Origin of the sequence: Corallococcus carmarthensis (assembly GCF_003611695.1) — a bacterium.
Classification (GTDB): domain Bacteria; phylum Myxococcota; class Myxococcia; order Myxococcales; family Myxococcaceae; genus Corallococcus; species Corallococcus carmarthensis.
This window is the reverse complement of record NZ_RAWE01000181.1, coordinates 1-21,257: the sequence shown is the minus strand read 5'-3', so window position 1 is coordinate 21,257 and position 21,257 is coordinate 1. Positions and strand designations below refer to the sequence as shown.

Here is a 21,257-nt window from a genome sequence, read left to right as displayed (position 1 = left end):
CCTGGGACCCAGGCGCCCCCGCAGGCCCCCACGGCGGAGGTCCCCACGCCCGCGGCTCCGGCGGTGAGCGCCTGGGCGTACACGCTGGGCGGCCCGCAGGACGACACGGGCGCGGGGCTGGCGGTGGGGCGGGGCGGGGATGTGCTGTGGGTGACGTCCGGCACGCCGCGCTCGGATGAGGACCGGGACCAGGTGGACGGCGAGCGGCTGGTGCTGGCGCTGTCCCGCTATTCGGCGGATGGAACGAAGCAGTGGGCGAAGGAGTTCGAGCGCAACCGCCTGTCGGACCTGCGCGTGGCGGGCTCCACGGGAAGTGACGGCGCGGTGTTCCTGTCCGGCAACGCGTTCCTGTACTCGGCGGACTTCGGGCTGGGCGAGGCGCAGGACGGCTTCCTGGTGAAGTTCTCCCAGGCGGGCGCGCCCGAGTGGCAGCGCCGCGTGGGCCAGAAGGTCTACGCGGTGTCCGCGGACGCATCCGGCGGCGTGGTGGCCCTGGGCGAGGAGTGGACGACGGAGGCCCACACGCCCCAACTGGTGCGCTACGCGGCGGACGGAGAGGTGCGCTGGACGAAGACGTTCGACGGCGCGAAGGACGGCACGCTGCTGTCGGCGGTGGCGCTGTCGGCCACGGGCACGTCGGTGGTGGCCGGACGGCTGGTGGGTCCGGTGACGGTGGACGGGCGCACGTTCGACGCGCAGGGCGCGGGCGGCTTCGTGGTGCTGGCGTTCGGCGCGGACGGAGCGCTGGCCTGGGGCCGCGAGGTGCCGGGCGTGAACGGCCGCGTGGGCTCCGTGTCGGTGGGCGCGGACGGCACCGTGGCGGTGGCGGGCGAGGCGGTGGGCCTGCTGCTGTGGAACGGCGTGGCGCTGGATGAGGGCGGTCCGTTCGTGCTGACGGCGGGCGCGGACGGGCAGGAGCGCTGGGTGAAGCAGCCCACGTGCGGCACGGCGTCGGTGGGCACGGTGGCCGCGGTGGAGGCCGCGGGCCCGGTGGCTGCCGCCTGCGGCAATACGGTCACGCGCTACGCGGCGGACGGCGCGCTGCTGGGGACGAAGACGCTGGCGCCGGTGTCGTGCGAGAGCGGCACGTGCTCGCTGGCGACGACGGCGCTGGTGGCGGCGCCGGACTCCGGGCTGGTGGTGTCCGGCTGGCAGCGCGATGGCGCGGGCGACACCTGGAACCAGGATGCGTTCCTGCGGTTCGTGACGCCCTGAGCAGTGGCCGGTGGGGGGCGCGCAACCCGCGCCCCCCTGGCTACGCGGTCGCCAGGCCCACGGCGCGTACCGCGTCCTGCACGAGACCGCGGACCCATGCGTGCTTCGGGTCGCCCTCGTTCCCAAGATTCCAGGCCAGGAGCATCTCGACGGGCGGCATCGCGACAGGCAGGGGCCGGAGCTCGAGCCCGAGTGCCTTCGCGTGCGCGGTGGCGAAGCTGCGCGGAAGCACGGCGAGCCGGTCCGAGCCTGAGATGAGCGGCAGTGCGAGGGAGAACGTGGTCACCACGCGCGTCACGCGACGCGAGAGCCCCTCCTTCTCCAGGAGCACGTCGATGCCACCGCGGCGCGACTGCGCGAGCGGGGCCACCAGGACGTGCTCCCACTCGGTGAACCGTTTCAGGGACAGCCGCCCGGTGGCGAGGGGATGCGTCCCGCGCATGACGCAGACGAACTCATCGACGAACAGGTGCTGCGAGCGCAGGTCCCGCTCCTTCGCGACCTCCGGGACGATGGCAATCCCGCCGTGCTCCCGCAGGAATGCCCCCAGGTCCGGCGTCTGGGTCCGGAGCGTGAGCAGGGCCCCGGGTGCACGCGCCGCGAGGAGCCGGTCGAGCGTCGGCAGGAGCAGCTCCGCGACCCGGTCCGACGTCGTCACGTAGATGTCCCAGGTCGCGGTCGCCGGGTCGAAGGGACGCCCCTGGTCGAACAGCCGCCCGGCCGCCAGCATCACCTCCCTGGCGGGCGCGCGAAGCGCCTCGGCCCGCTGTGTTCGCACGAGCGACCTGCCGTTGCGGACCAGGAGCGGGTCGTCGAAGTCGACGCGCAGCCGGTGCAGGGCGTTGCTCGCCGCCGCGGGCGTGATTCCCAGCTTCCTCGCCGCGCGCGTGACGTGCGCCTCCTCGAGGAGGTGGTGGAGCGCGCGCACGTGGTTCAGGTCGAAGGCCGATAGTTTCACGGCATGAACAATAGACCTTCCCACCATCAAGTTCCGCGAATGAGTGCCGCCTCGTAGCTTGAGGGGCATGAACGCACTCACCTACAGCCGCTTCGGCGGTCCCGAACTCCTGCAGCACACCCACGCGCCGGCGCCCCGCATCCGCGCCCACCACCTGCTCATCCGCGTCCGGGCCGTCTCGGTGAATCCCATCGACGGGAAGATCCGGCGTGGCGAGCTGCGGTTGCTCAGCGGTGCTCACTTCCCGAAGTCGCCCGGCTCGGACTTCGCCGGTGTCGTCGAGGAGGTGGGGGCGGGCGTCGAGGGTTTCTCGGTCGGAGACCGCGTGTTCGGCTTCCCCGGAAGCATGCGGGAGGGAACGCTCGCCGGACTCATCACGGTCGCGGCGGCGTCTGTCGCCAGGATCCCGCCCGGGCTCGACGACGCCGGGGCCGCGGCGGTTTCGATGGTGGGGCTCGCGGCGCTCCAGGCACTGCGTGACGTCGCGCGTGTCGCTCCCGGTGAGCGCGTGCTCGTCAACGGCGCGACGGGCGGTGTGGGGCTCATGTTGATCCAGCTCGCCCGGTCGCGTGGCGCGCACGTCACCGCTGTCACCTCCGCCGCCGGTCTGGACGTGGCACGGCAGTACGGTGCCCAGGTCGTTCACGACTATCGCGCCCGGCCGCTCTCGATGCTCGGCGAGCGTTTCGACGTCATCTTCGACCTGAGCACGAAGCTGTCCTACGCCGACGCGCGTGGCCTCCTGACGCCGCGCGGACGGCACGTGGGGTTCGAGCCGTCACCCGTGTCGCTCATGGCCTCCGCCCTGCTCGGCCCCTTCCGACGTCAGAAGCAGCTGCTGCTCGTCACCAGGCCGTCCGCCCGGGACCTCGCGGAGCTCGCGGGGAAGCTCCAGGCCCGGGAGCTCCTGCCTCCGCCCGTGGAGGTGTTCGAGCTGTCCGACGCTCGAAACGCGTTCGAGCGGTCCGAGCGAGGGGGCGTCATCGGAAAGGTCGTCATCCGCGCCGCCCCCGCCGCCACTGCGACGTGAAGTCCGCGTCACCCTTCCATCGCCACCTCACACACAGCCGCATCCCAGGAGTCATCCATGTCCACCCGTCATCTCGTCGACCCTTCCCTCTTGCCCCTCATCGCCCACGAGTTCCTCCCGGGGCTTTCGCGCGAAAACCTCCCGGACGCCCGCACGTTCATGGACCAGATGATTGCGTCCATCGCCCCCCGAAGCACCGCGCTCCGCGGCGAGGTTCGCATCCCCGGGCGGCACGGAGCGCCCGACGTGCGGCTCGTCATCCAGACTCCGCCGGGCTCCGGCGCGGCACGGCCCGCCGTGCTGTTCCTGCACGGCGGCGGCATGGTGATGGGCAGCGCCTCCATGGGTGAGGGCTTCGACGCCGAGCTCGCTCTCGCGCACGACGCCGTCGTCGTCTCGGTCGATTATCGCCTCGCGCCCGAGGTGCCGTTCCCGGGTCCCATCGACGACGCCTACGCGGCGCTGCGCTGGGTCCACGCGAATGCCGCGTCACTCGGCATCGACCCGTCGCGAATCGTCCTCATGGGGCAGAGCGCCGGTGGCGGGCTCGCCGCCTCGCTGGCGCAGCTCACCCGCGATGACAGCGGGCCACGGCCCGCGGCGCAGATTCTCATCTACCCCATGCTCGATGCCCGCACCGGGACGACCCTGGAAGCGGACCCCAACCCGACGACGGGCGAGTTCTCGTGGACGCGTGCGCACACCCGCTTCGGCTGGGAGTCCCTGCGCGGGGACTACCTCCCGACCGACGCCCGCGCCGGGCACTTCTCGGCCTCGCTCGGCCAGGACGTCTCGCACCTGCCCCCCGTTTTCATCGCCGTGGGTTCGCTCGACGTCTTCTTCGACGAGTCCATGGACTACGCCCGCCGCCTCTCTCGCGCGGGCGTCCCGGTGGAGCTCCATGTCTACCCCGGTGCCATCCATGGCTTCGATGCCATCCCGGACGCCTGGATGACCACGAGCTTCAAGCGCGAGCTGAACGAGGCACTCGCCCGGGCCCTCCGTGCGCCGACCGAACTGGCGTCGTGAGCCCTTCAGTCCCGGTCTGGCGCGCCCAGCGGGAAGAGGGGCCGGAACGGCCGCGCATCATCCACCGCCCGGGCGAACGACGGGCGGGAGAGCAACCGCGAGCGGTAGGCGCGCAGCAGGGGATACGCATCGGAGATCCGGTGCGTCCAGTCCGCGTAGAACAGGGAAGGCGCGGCCGCGCAGTCCGCGAGCGTGAAGTCCGCGCCCGTGGCCCAGGTCCTGCCGGCGAGCTGCCCTTCAATCCAGGCGTAGGCGCGCTCCAGCTTCTCCACGGCCATGGCCAGGCCATCCTGCCGCTTCGTGGGGTTGCCCGTCAGCGCGCCGTCCACGGCGTGCTGGGCCGCGTTCATGACGTGCAGGTCGAAGAAGCGGTCGAGGAACCGCACGTCCAGCGCGGCCATCGGGTCCGCGGGCAGCAGCCGGACCGGCCCGGGATGCGCGAGCTGCAGATACTCGATGATGATGCTCGTCTCGACGACCTGGCGGTCACCGTCCACCAGCAGCGGGAACTTGCGCAGCGGCCAGCGACGCAACCATTCGGCCGAGTGCTGCGGTGTGTCCGGCCCGATGGTCCGGAATTCAAAGGGCGTGCCGTTCTCGTACAGCGCGATGAGCACCTTCTGCGTGTACGAGGAGAAGGGGTGACCGTAGACCGCGAGCGCCATCGTGGGACCTCTCCGTTCAACCACTTGTGATTTGCAAGGGGTTGAACCGTATTCGCACTACTTGCATATTGCAAGTATCAACCCCAGGAGGACGGCCATGCCGCAGACAGGAAGATCCGGCTGTCCCATCAACCTGACGCTCGAACAGCTCGGTGACCGGTGGAGTCTCATCGTCATCCGCGACGTCATGTTCGGGAACCGGCGCACCTATGGCGAGCTGCTCGATCAGAGTGAGGAAGGCATCGCCTCGAACATCCTCGCGGACCGGCTGAAGCGCCTGACCGCGTCCGGCCTGCTGTCGCGACGCCCGGATCCGAATCACCGGCAGAAAGGCATCTACCGCCTCACGGAAGCGTCCATCCAGCTGGTGCCCCTGCTCGCGCACATGGGGGCCTGGGGCCGCCGGCACACGCGGCCCAGCGAGGAGCTGTCGGTGCGCGCGGAGTTGCTGGAGAAGGGCGGCCCGCCCCTCTGGGACGCGTTCATGGACGAACTGCGCCACCTGCACCTGGGCAGGCCGCGCCCGGCGCGCTCGGTGTTCCAGGAGCTTCAGTCCGCGTACGAGAAGGCCGTCGCGCGCAACGCCCGGCGGTGATCAGGCGGTCGCGGTGTTCAGCTTCAAGTCCTGGTTCAGGCCCGCGTCCTTGCGCACGCGCCAGATGTACTGGTCCAGGAAGTAGTGGTGCAGCGCGAAGCCCCAGATGAAGCCTTCCATCAGGTCCCTCAGCGTGAGCCCCGCGCCTCCCAGCGCCACCTTCGTGTCGAACGCGCCGCAGCCCGGGTGCACACCCATGCCGCACCCCAGCGTCCGGTACGCCAGCGTGAACGCGAGCCCGCAGAGCGCGTAGATGATGAACCGCTGGCTCACCTTCGGCGCCTGGCCGAACGCGGCGCGGTCCACGCCTTCCGCGTGGTAGCGGTTGCGGTGAAAGAACCAGACGATGCCGTGGTACTGCACGTTGTGGAACGCCGTCACCGCCACGGTGAACATCAGGAAGTCCATCCGCCGCGACACCGGCGGCCAGAACACCAGCGACGTCAGCCCCAGCGCCGCGCCCAGCATCAACAGCTTCGGCCCGTTCACGCCCAAGCCCTGGCGCCACCGCCACACCTGCCTCGCCGCGAGCACCCCCACCACCGCGAGCACCAGCGCGAAGCACGCGTGCGCGACCCCGACCTCCCAGGTCGGCTCCGCCATCAGCCCCAGCCGGCGCCGGGCCCCCGGATGCGTCAGCGCGAACGCCACGAACGGCGCGAGCAGCCCGACGTACAACGTCATGCTGTCCAGCCGCCGGTCCCACGCGTCCCGCTCGCCGGCCTTGCGCTGGTAGAGCACCATGATGCCGTAGTGCTGCCGCACCACGTGCCAGTACGCCCAGAGCGCCGCCACCGTCACGAACACCGCGAACGGCCAGCGCTGCCCGGACAGCACCGACACCGCGAACACCGCCGGCCCCGCCGCGAACCAGCCCAGGCTGCCCCAGAGCAGCCGCGCCCGCGTCTTCCGCTCCCGGGCGTCCAGGTATGTGCGCGACACCGTCGCGAACAGGTGCGGCCCGTCCAGGAGCAGCACCCACGCCCACCACAGCGGCGGTCCGCTGACGCCGCCCAGCACGTGCAGCGCCATCAACGCCAGGCTCGCGCCCAGGCCCCCGACCGTGGAGAGCAGGTCGTGCCGCCGGTCCACCAGCCACCTCGCATGCAGGGGAACCGGGGCGAAATGGGGAACCGCGTTCATCAGGGGACTCCCGTCCGGTGGACCCGGACCTCTTCCTTGGGGGAACGAAGTCCCAGGATAGCGGGGACATACAGGTAAGACGCAGGCCCACCTGCGGTCTCGAAGGGGCACCGGACAACCGGGCATGGGGCCAGAACCCCCTTGAGGGAATGGCCCCCGGACGCGACAGTGCTGAACCATGGATCAAGGTCGGCGTACCTCGGACCGCAAGTCGGTCGGTCTGCTGGTGAAGCTCAAGCATGAGACCGTGGGGAGCTTCACCGAGGAGTTCGCCACCAACATCAGCCCTGGGGGCATGTTCATCCGCTCGCGCACGCCGCAGGCGGTGGGCACGCCCGTGCGCTTCGAGGTGCAGATCGCCAACGGCGTGCGCGTGCTCCAGGGCACCGCCACCGTGCGCTGGGTGCGCGACGTGAACGACCCCGCGGGGCCTCCGGGCATGGGCCTGGCGTTCCAGGAGCTGGATACGGCGAGCCGTGCGCTCGTGGACCTGATGCTCCAGCGCAAGCCGGGCGGGAGTGCCGCGCCGGCCGCCGCGCCGCTGCCGTCCATTGCTCCGGTCGTGGCTCCGGGCATCGCGCCGTTGGCCGCGCCGGGCATCGCGCCGGTGCGTCCGCTCGTGGCAGCGCCGCCGGCCCCCGCGGTCGCCTCGCCCCGTCCCGCTGCCGTTCCCGCGCGTCCCAGCGCCGTCGCACCGCCCGCGCGTTCCGCGCCGCAGCCGAATGGCTCCGGGGTGGCGCTCGATTCGCTCTTCGACGACCTGGATGCTCCTTCGAGCCCCGCGCCCACGGCGGGCACGCCGCTGTCGCTGGAGGCTCCGGACGAGCCGTTCTCGCTGGGGCTTCCGGAGGATGACGGCGGCATTCCGATAACGGACTCCGAAAGCGACGTGGACATCCCGCTGGACGAGCTCATCGCGGGCACGCCACCGCCCACCGTGCAGGGCGTGCTGGCGGATGGCGACGAGCCCCTGCCTGGACTCGACTTCGAGTTCGAAGCGCCTTCCGTGGACGGGCCCATCGAGATGGGACAGCCGCTCGACGAGGGGCCCATCGAAGTGGGCATCTCGGTGGAGGACGACGCGGCTTCGGGCGCTGGCGATGCGGGTGGGTTCGACCTGGATTTCTCGGATGCCTTCGACCCCGCGCCGCCTCGCGCGGCACCGGTGCCTCCGGCGCCCGTACAGCGTGCGGCCCCTCCGCCTCCGCCCGCCGTGATGCCCGCGGTGCCGCCGGTGGCGCCCGCCCAGGCCTCCGGTGGCAGCACCGAGTTCGACCTGGACCTGTCGTCCCTGGACGACGATGGCCCGCTGGAGCTGGCGCGCGAGCCCGCGTCGTCGCCGGGCCGTCATCGGCCGCTGGGGCGCGAGCCCGCGTCCTCGCCGGGTCGTGCCGCCGCGCCGGGCCTGGGCCGTGAGCCCGGCTCTGCCGCAGGCCGTGCTCCTGCGCCGGGACTGGGCCGTGAGCCTGGATCCGCCGCCGGTCGTCCCGCCGTGCCTGGACTGGGCCGTGAGCCCGGATCCGCCGCCGGTCGTCCCAACGTGCCGGGGCTCGGACTGGAGCCCGGATCCGCAGCCGGTCGTGCTCCTGCGCCAGGACTGGGCCGTGAGCCCGGATCCGCCGCCGGTCGTCCCAATGTGCCGGGGCTCGGACTGGAGCCCGGATCCGCGGCCGGTCGTGCGGCCGCGCCGGGATTGGGCCGCGAGCCCGGATCCGCCGCCGGTCGTCCCGCCGCGCGCGGTCCCGGTGAACTGCCGCTGGAGCCCGGCTCCTTCGCCAACCGTCCCGCCGCGCCAGGCCTTGGCCGTGAGCCTGGATCCGCCGCCGGTCGTCCCGCCGCGCGCGGTCCCGGTGAGCTGCCGCTGGAGCCCGGCTCCTTCGCCAACCGTCCCGCCGCGCCGGGACTGGGCCGCGAGCCCGGTTCCGCCGCGGGCCGTGCGGGTGCACCGCCACTGTCCCAGGAGCCGGCTTCGTCCTGGGGCCGCGCCGTTCCGCAGCAGCCTCCCGCGCCGCAGCCGCCTCCCGCCGCGCCGCCGCGCGCGTCCGGTGGCAGCGCCGAGTTCGACCTGGACCTGTCCGTGGACGACGACGGTCCGCTGGAGCTGCTGCGCGAACCCACGTCCTCGCCGGGACGTCCCGCCGCCCGGCCCGTGGCCCCGCAACCGCCGCCGCCGAGCGTGCTTCCTCCCTCCGTGCGTCAGGCCCCGCCGGCCCCCGCCGCGCCGAGCACCCCCGCGTTGCTCGCGCCCGCCGCCGCGCCGGTGGCCTCCGCGCCGCCTCCCGCACTGGACGCCAACGGCCAGGTGCGCCCCATCTACCTCACGCCGCCGCAGACGCCGCTGGCCGGCACGGGCCCTGTCATCGGCATCGACCTGGGCACCACCAACTCCTGCGTGGCGCTCCTGTCCAACGGCCGGCCCGTCGTGCTGCGCTCGCGCGAGGGCTACAACACCATCCCGTCCGTCATCTCGCTGAACGCGCAGAACAAGCTGCTCGTCAGCCACCGCGCGAAGAACCAGCTCGTCCTGCGGCCCACGCACACCATCTACGGCGCGAAGCGCCTGGTGGGCCGTCCCTATGACAGCGCCGTGGTGAAGCAGGTGCGCGAGCGCTTCCACTACGAAATCACCCCGGACGCCGCCGGCCGCGCCGCCGTGCGCCTGGGCACCGACGTACTGTCGCTGGAAGAGGTGCAGGGCATCATCCTGCGCGAGTGCAAGGAGATGGCCGAAACCCACCTCAACCAGAAGGTGGAGCGCGCCGTGGTGACGGTGCCGGCCTACTACTCCGAGCCCCAGCGTGAAGCGGTCCGCAAGGCGGGCCACATGGCCGGCCTCAAGGTGGAGCGCATCCTCAACGAGCCCACGTCCGCGGCGCTCGCGTACGGCCTCAACCGCGAGCTGAACAAGAAGGTGCTCGTCTACGACCTGGGCGGCGGCACCTTCGACGCGACCATCCTGCGCATCGAGAAGAACGTCTTCGAGGTGCTGGGCACCGGCGGCGACATCTTCCTGGGCGGTATCGACTTCGACAACCTCATCGTCGACTTCCTCCTGGAGCGCTTCCAGGAGAAGGAGGGCATCGCGTTCAACGGAGACGGCATCGCCCTGTCGCGCGTGGCCGACGCCGCCGAGCGCGCGAAGATGGCGCTGTCCGAGCGCAGCACCTTCGAGGTCCACATCCCCATGTTGATGATGGATGACGCGGGCCGCCCGCGGGACCTGCGCGTGACGATGTCGCGCCAGGACCTGGAGAAGATCTGCGACCCGCTGCTCAACCGCACCATCGACGTGGTGCGCGACGTGCTCCTGGACTCCAAGCTGAAGGCGTCCGAGGTGGACGACATCATCCTCGTGGGCGGTATGAGCCGCATGCCGCTGGTGCGCGACAAGCTGAAGGGCCTCTTCGGCAAGAACGCGCAGGCGAGCGTCAACGCGGACGAGGCCGTGGCGTTGGGCGCGGCGCTGTATTCAGGTTCGGTGGACAAGGTGAGCAGCGTGGTGCTCATCGACGTGCTGCCCATGACCATTGGCGTGGCCATGCCCGGCGGCGGCTTCAAGCGCGTCGTCGAGCGCAACAGCCCGCTGCCCACGCAGCGCTCGTTCGCCATCAGCACGTCGCAGGACAACGAAGAGCGGATGGAGCTGTCCATCTTCCAGGGCGAGGACAACCACATCTCCGCCAACGAGTACCTGGGCACCGTGCGCATGGAAGGCCTCCCACGAGGCCCCAAGGGCTCCGTGCGCGTGGCGGTGACGCTGAAGCTCGACTCCGAATGCGTGCTGCACGTGGAGGCGCGTGAGTATTCGTCGCGCAAGGAAGTGAAGGCGACGCTCGCCACGCGCTACTCGCCGGAGGAGCTCCAGAAGCAGCTCCAGGTGAGCAAGGAGGCGGTGAGCGCCGCCGAGGAGCGCCGGGGCGCGGACCTCAAGGACCGCGCGGGCCGCTTCTGGGGGTTCGTGAAGAAGGCGCTGGGCCGCAAGTAGACTCAACGCCATGACCGCCTCCGCCCCCCGCTACATGGCGCGCTTCCGTTGCATCGCGGAAGCGTGCGAGGACACCTGCTGCGCGGGGCTGACGGTGCCCATCAGCGAGTCGCGCTGGAGCCTGCTGCGCCAGAAGGTCGCGGGCGGCCCGGACGAGGCGCGCGTCTCCGCGTTGATCACCCCGAACCCGGACGGCGCCACGGGCCAGCAGGCGGGCATCCTGGGCAAGCGCGCGGACGGACACTGCGCCTTCCTGGATGAAGCGAAGCTGTGCTCGCTCCAGCGCCGGTATGGCGAAGCGGTGCTGCCGGACGGCTGCTCCGTCTTCCCGCGAGTGCTCACGCGCTGGGGCGCGCAGGTGGAGATGGCCGGGTCGCTCGCGTGTCCGGAGACAGCGCGCCTGTGCCTGCTGGCGGAGGACGCGCTGGTGCGCGAGCCCGTGCCCGAGGAACAGGCCCTGCGTCCGCAGGTCGCGCGCCAGGTGGCGGCAGGGGACGACGCGTGGACGGCCCACGCGGACACCGTGCGCGAAGCGATGCTGCGGTTGCTTGCGCGGCGCGAAGTCCCGTTCGCTGTGCGCCTGTTCGCGCTGGGCCGCATGGCGCTGGACCTGGGCGACTTCTACTTCCCGGGGACGACGGCGTTCGCACCCACAGGCGAGGCGTCACCGCATCCCGGCACAAGCGGGGTCGAGGAGGCCGCCGCGCCTGAAACGCGCGAGCCCATGGCGGACTCCGCGCTGGATGCGCGCGGAGCATCACGGCATCCCGGCGCAAGCGAAGACGTGGACGCCTCCGCGTCCGAAACGTGGGAGCCCATGGTGGACTCCGCGCCTGACGCGAGTGATGCCCGCGCGGAAGCGGCCGGAGAGCGTCTCGCGAGCATCCTTCGCGAATACGAATCCACGGACACGCTCGCGTCCCTGCACGCGCAGCTGGAAGCGCTGGAGCTGCCTGGAGGTCCGTGGGCCGGCATCTGCGGCGCCGTGCTCCGCTCGCGCGAGGCCGCCGTGAGCAGTCCTCGCTTCCTCTCGCTCATGCACGACGTGCGCGCGTCCTACGGCGGCGCGGACACGCATCCAGACGAGGCGTGGCAACTCCATGCCACCCGGCGCTCCGCCCTGGAGTCGCTGCACGGTGAACGCGTGCACCAGTACTTCCTGCACCACGCGCTCAACCACGTCCTGCGCCACCCGTTCACCGAGGCCGCGAGCCTCCTGAACGCCATGTTCCTGCTCGTGCTGCGCGCCTCCGTGGTGCGCTGGGTGCTGCTCGGGCACCCGGCCGTGGTGGCGCTGCTGGACACTCCCGGCACGCCCCTGGCCACCCTGGACGCCGCCGCCGTGGAGGCCTTCCAGGGGGTCGCCAAGCACGTGGAGCAGGCGCCTTCGTTCCTGGAGTTCGCGAAGGGCCTGGCCGGCGAAGGCCCGGAGACCTTCGCGCGGCTGCTCATCCTGGTGAAGGGCCTGTAGCGCCCCTTCAGCCCTGCTGCTTCGGCTTCGCGCCCAGCTGCTGCATGGCCTTCTGGAACGACGGGTACTCGTGCGCGCCCTGGATGGCCAGCTTGTCACCCAGGATGAACGTGGGCACCGCGCGGATGCCCATCTCCTGGGCCTCGCGCACGGACTCCTCGACGACCTGCCGGTAGCGGCCCTCCTCCACGGCGCGCTGGAGTTCGTCCGGATCCAACCCGGCCTCCACGCCCGCGCCCCGGAGCGTGTCCCACTGCCAGAGGTCCTGCCCCTCGCTCCAGTAGCGCCGCAGGATGGCGGCCTGGAAGGGCTCCAACCTGCCTTGCGCGCGCGCATACTCCGCCGCCTCGTGCGCGCGGCGCGTGGACGGGATGATGTCCCGCTGCACCATCGTCAGCCCGGCCTTCGCGGCGCGCAGCTTCAGCGGGTTGTTGGGGTCTTTCATCCCCTTGCGCACGTAGTCGGGCAACGGCAGCCCTTCCGGAGGCGTCTCCGGGCGCAGGAAGTAGGGGTGCCACTCCACCTGGACGTCGTATTCCTTCTTCAGCTTCTCGACCTCACCGAGGCCGACGTAACACCAGGGTCAAACGAAGTCGGACCAGATGTGGACGACGATGGGTGCGCTCATGGGCTGAATCTCTAGCACCGCGCGTCAGCGCCTTCCACCCCTTCCACCGGGCCCACATCCAGCGGTGGACAGCCCGCCCTCCCGAGGGCACGGTCCGGGTTCCCTTCCTCCGGAGGAACCTTCCGTGCCCCTGTCGCTCCTCGCGGCCCTGGCGCTCGGCGCCAACCCGGCGCCCGCGCCCCATCCGTTCAACCAGCAGGACCTGGTCACGCTGCGCCGGCTCAGCGGTCCCCGCGTCTCCCCCGACGGCCGCCAGGTCGTCTACGTCCTGCGCTCCACCGACCTGGAGATGAACCGCGGCCGCACCGACCTGTGGCTCGCCAACCTGGACGGCTCGGCCCCGCGCCAGCTCACCGCCCACCCGGACAGCGACAGCGACCCGGTCTGGGCCCCGGACGGCAAGAGCGTCTTCTTCCTGTCGTCGCGCGGCGGCTCCTCGCAGGTGTGGCGCCTGCCCGTGGACGGCGGTGAACCGCTGCCCGTCACGAAGCTGCCGCTCGACGTGAACAGCTTCGCGCTGTCACGCGATGGCCAGCAGCTCGCGGTGGCGCTGGATGTGCGCCCGGACTGCGCGGACGTCGCATGCAACACCCAGCGCGCCGCGGAGGCCTCCAAGAAGAAGACCACCGGCCGCGCGTATGATCAGCTCTTCGCCCGCCACTGGGACACCTGGCGGGACGGCACGCGTTCACACCTGTTCGTCCTCCCCGTGGCCGGCGGCACGCCCGTGGATGTGATGAAGGGCATGGACGCGGACGCGCCGAGCAAGCCCTTTGGCGGCGCGGAGGAGTTCACCTTCACCCCGGACGGCAAGGGCGTCGTCTTCGCCGCGCGCGACGTGGGCCCCACCGAGGCGTGGTCCACCGACCTGGACCTCTTCCTCGCGTCCGCCGACGGCAAGACGAAGCCGCGCAAGCTCACGGAGAAGAACCGCGCCACGGACACGAGCCCCGTGTTCAGCCCGGACGGCAAGACGCTCGCGTACGTGGCCATGTCGCGCCCCGGCTACGAGTCCGACCGCTTCCGCGTCATCCTGCGCACGTGGCCGGGCGGCCAGGAGCGCGTGCTCACCCAGGACTGGGACCGCTCCGCCGGCTCGCTCGCGTGGAGCAACGACGGCGCCACGCTCTACACCACCGCCAACGACGTGGGGCAGAACGCCGTGTTCGCGCTGGACGTGGCCACCGGCAAGCCGCGCCGCCTCACGCAGGCGGGCAACGCGGACGGCGCCCAGCCCGCGGCGGACGGCCAGGTCGTCTACGCGCTGGATGACCTGGACTCGCCGTCGGACCTGTACGCGATGAAGGCGGACGGCACCGGCACGCGGCAGCTCACCCAGGTGAACCAGGAGGCGCTCGCGGGCCTGAAGTTCGGCGCCTTCGAACAGTTCAACTTCCCGGGCTGGAACAACGAGACGGTGCACGGCTACGTGGTGAAGCCGGTGGACTTCGACCCGAAGCGCCAGTACCCGCTGGCCTTCCTCATCCACGGCGGGCCGCAGGGCAGCTTCGGCAACCACTTCCATTACCGGTGGAACCCGCAGGTGTACGCGGGCCGCGGCTACGTGGCGGTGATGATCGACTTCCACGGCTCCACCGGCTACGGCCAGGCCTTCACGGACTCCATCGCCGGGGACTGGGGCGGCAAGCCGCTGGAGGACCTGAAGAAGGGCCTGGACGCCGCGCTCCAGAAGTACCCCTTCATCCACAAGACGAAGCGGTGCGCGCTGGGCGGCAGCTACGGCGGGTACATGATCAACTGGATCGCCGGCAACTGGGCGGACGGCTTCCAGTGCCTCGTGAACCACGACGGCATCCTGGACGAGCGCGCCGCCTACTACGACACCGAGGAGCTGTGGTTCCCGGAGTGGGAGCACAAGGCCCTGCCGTGGGAGAAGCCGGAGACGTACGAGAAGTTCAACCCGGTGAACCACGTGGCGAAGTGGAAGACGCCCATGCTCGTCATCCACGGCGGCAAGGACTACCGCGTGGTGGACACGCAGGGCATCGCCGCCTTCACCGCGCTCCAGCGCCGGGGCATCCCGTCCCGCTTCCTGTACTTCCCGGACGAGAACCACTGGGTGCTCAAGCCGCAGAACAGCATCCAGTGGCACGACGAGGTGCTGGGCTGGCTGGACCGCTGGACGCGCAAGTAGCACGCGCCTGGCAAGGCATCCCCTGGGGCCTTGGCCCCAAGGGTCACCCGTGCTTCAGGGGATGCCGAAGCAGTCGTCGATGCAGCTGGAGAGGACCTCCGCGCAGGTGCGGTCGGCGATGCACTCCGCGCACTCCGCGGTGCGCGCGCGGCGGTCGTCCTGCTCGCTCTCCTTCTCGTCCTCCCAGGCGCCAATCTTGTCGGCGCACGTGCTGGCGTTCAGGTCGGAGTCGAAGCACTCCTGGCGTTTGTCGCAGATGGCATCCGCGTTGTTGGAACAGCCGGTGAGCAGCAGCACGGAGACACAAGAAGCCAGGGCAATCAGTCGGGACATGGCCCGGCACTATGCACGCGGAAGGCGCCTCCCGAAAATGCACTTCCGGGAGGCGTCGCGCACTTCACCGAGGCTGCATTACTTCGTCTTCGTCGGACCGCCGGTGGTGCCACCGGTGGATCCGCCCATGGATCCGCTCGGGGTGGTGCCGCTCGGCGGGGTGCTGGGGTTCATGGAGCCGTGGTTCATGGTGCCGCCCTGCATGCCGGCGCCGCCCACGCCCATGGCGTCGTCCAGCTTGCCCAGCGTCTGGTAGGCCATGTCGCGGTGCTTGGGCAGCTCCTGGGTGAGGTGGGTGAGCAGCGTGGCCAGCTCGCCCGTGGCGTTCATGCCCTGCTGGGCGGCCATCACCTTGCCGATGGCGGCGTCATGGGCGCCGACCTGGGCGGACATATAGGACGAGTCGAACGGCGCGCCCGTCATCGCCTGGAGCTTCTCCATGTCCGCCTTGTCCGCGGCCATGGCCTTCTTCTCCATGTCGTTGGAGGGTTTGGGCATCTCCGCCAGCTTCAGGTTCTGCGACTTCGCATAGTCCATGACCTTCTGGTCGGCGGTCGTGTGCGAGTCGATCATCATCTTCGCGTAGCTCTGCACGTCCGGGTTCTGCGAGTTCTGCTGCGCGAGCTTCGCCTGCTTGATCTCCGACTGGTTGATGTAGTGCAGGCGCTCCAGGAAGGCCTTCGGATCCGAGGGAACGATGAAGCCCTTGAACTCCACCGTGCCCTTCATGGCGGTGACGGGCTTCGGGGTGGTGGGGGAGGTGGGAGACGGCGCGGCGCTCTGGGCCAGCGAGACACCGCCGGTGAAGAGGACCGCGGCGAGGGTGACTCCGTGCAGGGTGCGCTTCATTGGGTGCTGCTCCTTTTCAAGGCCTCGGAAGTGAGGCGGGACAAGGTCGGTGGACCGGGGACGCCCGGGTCCGCGCGGCGCACGTTGGAGCAGGGCGCGACAGCGAACCCAGGCGGTGGGAGGGCGGACGTGTGCCAATTCACGTTGCGCCGGCGGTCCGGTGCGGCAGTGGACAGCGCCACTGCCTCCGGGACCGGGCGCGAACGTTCAGCACCGCACGGCTGTCTGGGAACGCCATCCCGTCCTCCTCGTGCCCGGAAAGCCAAGCATCCCGGGAGGGAGGGAAGGGAACAGAGGCAGGGCCCCGGCTGGCTGGCAGCCGGGGAGGGGGGCTACTTCGCGGGTCGCGGCGCCGGGGCTGGCTTCGGCGCGGGTGCCGGCTTCGGGGCGTCGGGCGTGCCGGCGGGGACGTTCTTCGTCTCCGACAGCTCGTCCTCGGCGCGCAGGAAGGCCTGGGCGGCGCGGTCCACGTCGTCGGGCTTGAGGCCCGTGAGGCTGGCGGCGGCCACGCGCGTGCGCGACGCGAGCGCCGTCTCCCCCAGCGCGCCGTGGATGCGCGTGAGGGCCACGTGGATCTCCGGGTCGAACGGATCCGAGGCCAGGGCCTCCAGGTACGCCGTCTTCGCCTTCGGGTAGTCCTTGCGGAACAGCAGGATGCGGCCCAGGTGCACGTTGGTGGAGGGCGAGCCCGGGTGCATGCGCAGCGAGCCGCGCAGCACGGACTCCGCTTCATCCAGCCGGCGCAGCTCCAAGAGCGCGAGCGCGAACTTGTTGGACACCGACTCGTACTTGTCGCCCACCAGCTTGTGCGCCCGCGAATACTCCTCCGCGGCGGCCTTCACGCGGTTGCGCTCGCGCAGCACTTCGCCCAGGTGCGCGAACTTGCGCGCGGGCACTTCCGTCACCTCGGAGAAGCCGCCGAAGGAGATTTCGCGCCCCTTCTTCTCGCTGTCCTTCTGCGCGCCCTTGGCGTCCTCCTTGAGCACCACGCGGTCGTCGCGCGGCACCAGCTCCTGGGGGAAGGGCTGCTTCTTCACGTAGGACAGCCACGTCTTTTCGAAGAGGGGGAAGGGCATGCCCGTCGCCGCCTCCACCGCCTTCTTGTCCGGCTGGCCCGCCTTCAGCTCCTGGAGCAGCGTGCGCAGGCCCGCGGTGCCCTTGGTGCCGTGGATGTAGTCGATGGCGTAGAACACCTCCGCGAACGCGGTGGCCGCGTCCTCCGCCGTGGGCAGCATGGCGATGGAGGGGTGCATCTTCTCGAAGGGGATGAGCTTGTCCTCCTTCACGCGCTTGCCCAGCAGGGCCTGCGTGGAGGGCGTCATGGCCAGGCCGCCCTTGCCGCGCCAGCGCGACTCCAGGAACTTGGCCAGGCCTTCGTGCAGCCAGATGGGCACGGTGTTGTGGGACAGCTGGCTGACCACCAGGTGCACGTACTCGTGCGCCAGCGTGTCCTGCCAGTCGTAGCCCTGCGCCACGGCCTTGGGGCTGGTGACCATCAGCTTGTTGAACTTGCAGATGGCGATGGTGCCCGTGGTGCGGATCTGCTTCTCCGTGAGGGTGCTGACGCGGGACAGCTCGCGCGCGTTGTTCACCACCTCCACGCGGATCTTTCCCGGCGGCGTCCAGCCCAGGTCCTCCGCGAGCGCGCGGTGGATGGACTCCAGCGTCTCCAGCGCGTAGGGCACCAGCACCTCTTCCTTGCCCTTCGGGTAGAAGAAGATGAAGTGCTCGCTCTCCGCGCGCTGGTGGTCCTTGATGATGGCGCGCGTGTCCTTGGCGAGCCGCAGGTAGCTGCCCGGCTTGTCCTCGATGTTGGCGCCTTCCAGCAGCGTCACCGCGTCGTCGTACTGGCCCTCCTCGAAGGCCACGCGCCCCTGGAAGTACTTCAGGGGCTCCAGCTCGGACGGCACGCGCTTCTCGACCTCGGCCAGCTCGCGGCGGGCGCCGCCCACGTCCCAGTCGTCCAGGGACTGCTCCACCTTGCCCAGCCGCTGCTTCACCTCTTCCTTGAGGGCCGCGTCGGGCGGCTGCGCGAAGGCCGTGGGGACGGCGAGGAGCAGGGCGCAGAGGACGCCCAGGCCGGGGATGGACGCGTGCATGCGGCGGCTCACTTCACCAGCTCCTCGTAGTAGCGCTTCACCTGCTCGCGGTACTTCTCCGGCGCGCCCTGCTTCATGGCGTCCAGCAGGTCCTTGCGGAACTCGCGAGGCGCCTGGAAGGCGTCCTCGTCCGGCAACTCCACCTTGTCCTGCGGGTTGCGGCCGTTGCCCTCCTGGCGGCGGCCGGAGCCCATGGGCATGGGCAGCCCGCGGCCGCCCTTGCGGCCCTGCTGGCTCTGCTGCATCTGCTGCTGGAAGCGCTTGAGGCCTTCCATGGCGGCCTGCTGCTCGCCGTAGCCGCGGCCCGGGTCCTTGCCCTGCATGCGCTGGGACGCCTCGCCCATGCGCTGGCCAATCTCATCCATCTGCTGGCCGGCCTCTTCACCGAACAGCGGCGCCGTCTGCTCCATGTCCTCCATCTGCTGGCGCAGGCCCTGCGCGCGCTGCTCCAACTGCTGCTGGCGCTGGCCCAGCTGCTGGAGCTGCTGCCGCTCCTGCTGCGACAGCTGCGAACCCGGCGGCGGGAAGAGGTTCTGCAGCTGCTGGCTCACGTCCGACACGTCGCGCGCGTCCTTCTTGAGCTGCTCCGCGAGCTTCGCGGACTGCTGGCGCACCTCCGGCGGGTTGCCGAACATCTCATCCAGCTGGCGCTGCTGCTCGCCCATGCTGGACAGCTGGCGCGCGGCGTCCTCGGCGCGGGCGGCGGACTCGGCGGCGAGGTCGAAGTCGTCCACCTTGAGCGCGTTCTCCACGTTGCGCAGCTCGGACTGGGCCTCTTCCAGCGGGCGGGACGCGCGGCTGTTGAGCCGGCCTGGATCCAGCTTCTGGTAGTGCTCCTGCACCTGCTGCACCTTGCGCGCGAGCTCGTCCTTGAGGGCCTGGCCCTTCTCCTTGAGCCGGTCGCGGTTCTGGTTGCGGGCCTGGTCGCGCAGGGCGCGCGTCTGGTCCGCGACCTTCTGCTGCTCGTCCATGGTGCCCTGCAGGTCGTCCATGAACTTGCCGAACTTCTCCGCCAGCTCCGGGTACTGCTCCGCGCCGAAGTCCTCCTGGGACTTGTCCATGGAGTCGAGCATCTCGTCCATCTGCATGCCCAGCTCCTGGAGCTTCGCCAGGGCCTCGTCCGACTTGCCCTCCTGCATCAGGCGCTCGACTTCATCCATGGCGCCCTGCATGTCCTCCTGCTGCATCATCTCCGACAGCGCCTCGGCGTTGAGGTGCTCGTCGCGGATGCCCTTGCGCAGCTCGGCCATGCGCTGCATCAGCTCCTGGATGCGCGACTTGAGCTGTTGGATCTGCTGCATCACCTGCTCGCGCGCGGCCTCGTCCGGGTTGGCCTTGAACTGTTCGATGAGGCGCGACAGGTCGCGGCGCTCGTTGGCCAGCTGCTTCGTCATCTCCTGGAGCGCCTCCAGCTTCTGCCGGTCCAAGAGCGACTCCAGGTAGAGGATGTCGCGCTCCAGGCCCTCGATTTCGTCCTCCACCACGGCGGTGAGCCGGGTGCCGGTGCCCCAGTCCTCGCCGCGCGCGCGCTGGGTGCGCAGGTACAGGCGGCGGAAGTCGGAGGTGGTGCCCACGCTGCGCTTGAGCTCCCCGCCGATGTTCAGGAGCGCGGAGATGATCTCCTTGGGCACGTCCTTCTCACGCGACAGCTCGGCGCCTTGAGCGCGGAAGTCGTCCGCGAGCTGCTGGCCGCTGGTGTCCACGGACTTCGCGGTCTCCACCGCCTGCGCGTCCTTCTGCTTCGCGCGGTCGGGGCCCTCCAGGCGGTCCGCCAGGTGGTCCACGAGGCGGCCCCACAGCACCTCCGCCTTCTCCAGTGCGGCGCGGCGGTGCTCGGCGGCGCTGTAGACGCGCAGGGTCTGCGTGCGGCTGACGCCCTTCTTGGGGCCCTCCACCGCGTCGTTGTCCTTCGCCTCCACGTAGTAGGTGATGCGGTCGCCGGGGGCGGGCTTGAGCGGGCCCAGGTCCCAGTTGAAGGTGCCCCGGCTGCGGCGGCTGTCCTCGCGCGGCAGGTTCACGCGCGTCTCCTGCTTCGCGCCGGGCATGCGGAACACCAGCGCCAGGCCGGACAGGCCGTAGTCGTCGGTGGCCTCGTACTTGAGCGTCACCGTCTGGCCGGGGTCGACCTCAATCTCCGTGGACGGCGTGAGCAGCGTCACCTGGGGGGACTTGTCCGCCTCCACGGTGAGGGGGATGTCCGGGCCCACCGCGAGCGGCTTCGCGCGCGAGGCGTAGAAGACGAAGTGGTAGTGGCCGCCCTGCTTCGCGACGAAGCTGCCGGTGAGCTCGCGGCCGCCGGTGACGGTGAGGGGCAGCGTCTGGCCGTTGACCACGACCTCCGCGCGCTCGATGGGGCGGTCCGAGCGCGTCTTCAGCGCGACCTCGGTGCCGGCGGGCGCGCTGACCTCGCCGTTGGTGCCGGGCACGGTGCGCGGCGCGAGGCCGGTGTACGCGGGGTAGCGGTAGGTGAGCTCGATGTCGCCGGTGATGGGCTCCGCCTGCGCGGCGGTCTCCGGGCGCGAGGCCTGTTCGCGCAGGTGCTTCCAGCCCGCGGCCCACCGCCCGCCCACGAAGAACATCAGCACCGCGAGCAGCAGCACCCCGCCGCCGCACGCCATCGCCACGCGGCGCAGCGGCTGGCGGTCCACCACGAGCCCGGGGTCCACCGTGCGGGCCCGCTCGTCCATCTGGTGCAGGAACGCGTCCGCGAGCTGCGGGGACCAGCCGGTCTCCTCACGGCGCTCGCGCGACAGCTCCACCGCCGCGAGCACGTCCAGCGACAGCTCCGGGCGGCGCTGGCCCACGAGCCGGGCGGTGAGCAGGTCGTCGCCCACCTGCCGGCGCGCGAGCACGATGCCGAAGAAGGCCGCCACCGCCACGCCCACCGGCACGGCGAGCCACATGAGCCCCTGGGCGAGCCCCGGCAGCGCCCGGCCCAGCAGGCCCGTGGCGAACAGGAGCACGAGGGCCGCGACGGTGCCCAGGAGGATGCCCTGGGCCCAGAGCTGGCGGCGCTGGCCCACGAGCCGGGCGGTGAGCAGGTCGTCGCCCACCTGCCGGCGCGCGAGCACGATGCCGAAGAAGGCCGCCACCGCCACGCCC

Annotated in this window: 14 protein-coding genes and 1 pseudogene; 7 read left to right on the top strand and 8 right to left on the bottom strand. The window is 71.0% G+C overall.

The genetic code is table 11. The features are described 5' to 3' along the window. The coding region (locus D7X32_RS33190) for a hypothetical protein (RefSeq protein ID WP_120606584.1) at nucleotides 1–1,215 on the top strand (1,215 nt) is incomplete at its 5' end. 40 nt (nucleotides 1,216–1,255) lie between these two features. Here D7X32_RS33190 and D7X32_RS33185 read toward each other — a convergent pair. Further along, on the bottom strand, nucleotides 1,256–2,173 hold the full coding sequence (locus tag D7X32_RS33185; RefSeq protein ID WP_158625809.1) for a LysR family transcriptional regulator: 918 nt from the start codon (nucleotides 2,171–2,173) through the stop codon (nucleotides 1,256–1,258). Nucleotides 2,174–2,240: 67 nt separating this feature from the next. Here D7X32_RS33185 and D7X32_RS33180 point away from each other — a divergent pair, with 67 nt between their 5' ends. Both D7X32_RS33180 and D7X32_RS33175 read left to right on the top strand, forming a co-directional pair. Then, on the top strand, nucleotides 2,241–3,203 hold the full coding sequence (locus D7X32_RS33180) for an NAD(P)-dependent alcohol dehydrogenase (protein WP_120606580.1): 963 nt from the start codon (nucleotides 2,241–2,243) through the stop codon (nucleotides 3,201–3,203). A gap of 57 nt (nucleotides 3,204–3,260) precedes the next feature. Next, on the top strand, nucleotides 3,261–4,232 hold the full coding sequence (locus D7X32_RS33175; protein ID WP_120606579.1) for an alpha/beta hydrolase: 972 nt from the start codon (nucleotides 3,261–3,263) through the stop codon (nucleotides 4,230–4,232). Nucleotides 4,233–4,237: 5 nt separating this feature from the next. On the opposite strand, the gene D7X32_RS33170 is transcribed toward D7X32_RS33175, so the two are convergent. Then, nucleotides 4,238–4,897 (bottom strand): glutathione S-transferase family protein, encoded by a 660-nt coding sequence (locus D7X32_RS33170; RefSeq protein WP_120606578.1) that lies wholly within the window; start codon nucleotides 4,895–4,897, stop codon nucleotides 4,238–4,240. A 97-nt stretch (nucleotides 4,898–4,994) separates the two neighbouring features. Between D7X32_RS33170 and D7X32_RS33165 the strand changes: the two genes are divergently transcribed. Further along, nucleotides 4,995–5,492: a winged helix-turn-helix transcriptional regulator gene (locus D7X32_RS33165; protein WP_120606577.1), complete on the top strand. Its 498-nt coding sequence runs from the start codon at nucleotides 4,995–4,997 to the stop codon at nucleotides 5,490–5,492. Here the strand turns inward: D7X32_RS33165 and D7X32_RS33160 are convergent, their stop codons facing one another. Further along, the gene (locus D7X32_RS33160; protein WP_120606576.1) at nucleotides 5,493–6,635 is read right to left on the bottom strand and encodes a hypothetical protein; all 1,143 of its coding nucleotides are present in this window, start codon (nucleotides 6,633–6,635) and stop codon (nucleotides 5,493–5,495) included. 178 nt (nucleotides 6,636–6,813) lie between these two features. Between D7X32_RS33160 and D7X32_RS33155 the strand changes: the two genes are divergently transcribed. Both D7X32_RS33155 and fliB read left to right on the top strand, forming a co-directional pair. Then, nucleotides 6,814–10,620, top strand: coding sequence for a TIGR02266 family protein (locus D7X32_RS33155; protein WP_158625808.1), 3,807 nt, complete (start codon nucleotides 6,814–6,816; stop codon nucleotides 10,618–10,620). Between the two features lie 10 nt (nucleotides 10,621–10,630). After that, nucleotides 10,631–12,091 (top strand): flagellin lysine-N-methylase, encoded by a 1,461-nt coding sequence (gene fliB / locus D7X32_RS47145; RefSeq protein ID WP_244239322.1) that lies wholly within the window; start codon nucleotides 10,631–10,633, stop codon nucleotides 12,089–12,091. 7 nt (nucleotides 12,092–12,098) lie between these two features. Here the strand turns inward: fliB and D7X32_RS33140 are convergent. Next, a pseudogene (locus tag D7X32_RS33140) lies at nucleotides 12,099–12,662 on the bottom strand (DsbA family oxidoreductase); the annotation flags it as partial. 181 nt (nucleotides 12,663–12,843) lie between these two features. Here D7X32_RS33140 and D7X32_RS33135 point away from each other — a divergent pair. Continuing rightward, nucleotides 12,844–14,874 carry a S9 family peptidase gene (locus D7X32_RS33135; protein ID WP_120606574.1) on the top strand — a complete coding sequence of 677 codons (2,031 nt, stop codon included), beginning with the start codon at nucleotides 12,844–12,846 and terminating at the stop codon, nucleotides 14,872–14,874. 54 nt (nucleotides 14,875–14,928) lie between these two features. On the opposite strand, the gene D7X32_RS33130 is transcribed toward D7X32_RS33135, so the two are convergent. The 4 genes from D7X32_RS33130 to D7X32_RS33115 all read right to left on the bottom strand — a co-directional run bounded on the left by D7X32_RS33130 (nucleotide 14,929) and on the right by D7X32_RS33115 (nucleotide 21,253). Beyond that, nucleotides 14,929–15,207: a hypothetical protein gene (locus D7X32_RS33130; protein WP_120606573.1), complete on the bottom strand. Its 279-nt coding sequence runs from the start codon at nucleotides 15,205–15,207 to the stop codon at nucleotides 14,929–14,931. Nucleotides 15,208–15,285: 78 nt separating this feature from the next. Continuing rightward, nucleotides 15,286–16,056, bottom strand: a complete 771-nt coding sequence (locus D7X32_RS33125; protein ID WP_120606572.1) for a DUF4142 domain-containing protein — start codon at nucleotides 16,054–16,056, stop codon at nucleotides 15,286–15,288. Between the two features lie 332 nt (nucleotides 16,057–16,388). Then, entirely contained in the window at nucleotides 16,389–18,167 is a 1,779-nt protein-coding gene (locus D7X32_RS33120) for a peptidase MA family metallohydrolase (protein ID WP_120606571.1), read from the bottom strand. Next, on the bottom strand, nucleotides 18,164–21,253 hold the full coding sequence (locus D7X32_RS33115; protein ID WP_439329032.1) for a DUF4175 family protein: 3,090 nt from the start codon (nucleotides 21,251–21,253) through the stop codon (nucleotides 18,164–18,166). Before D7X32_RS33115 ends, D7X32_RS33120 begins: the two co-directional genes overlap by 4 nt. Nucleotides 21,254–21,257: the final 4 nt, after the last annotated feature.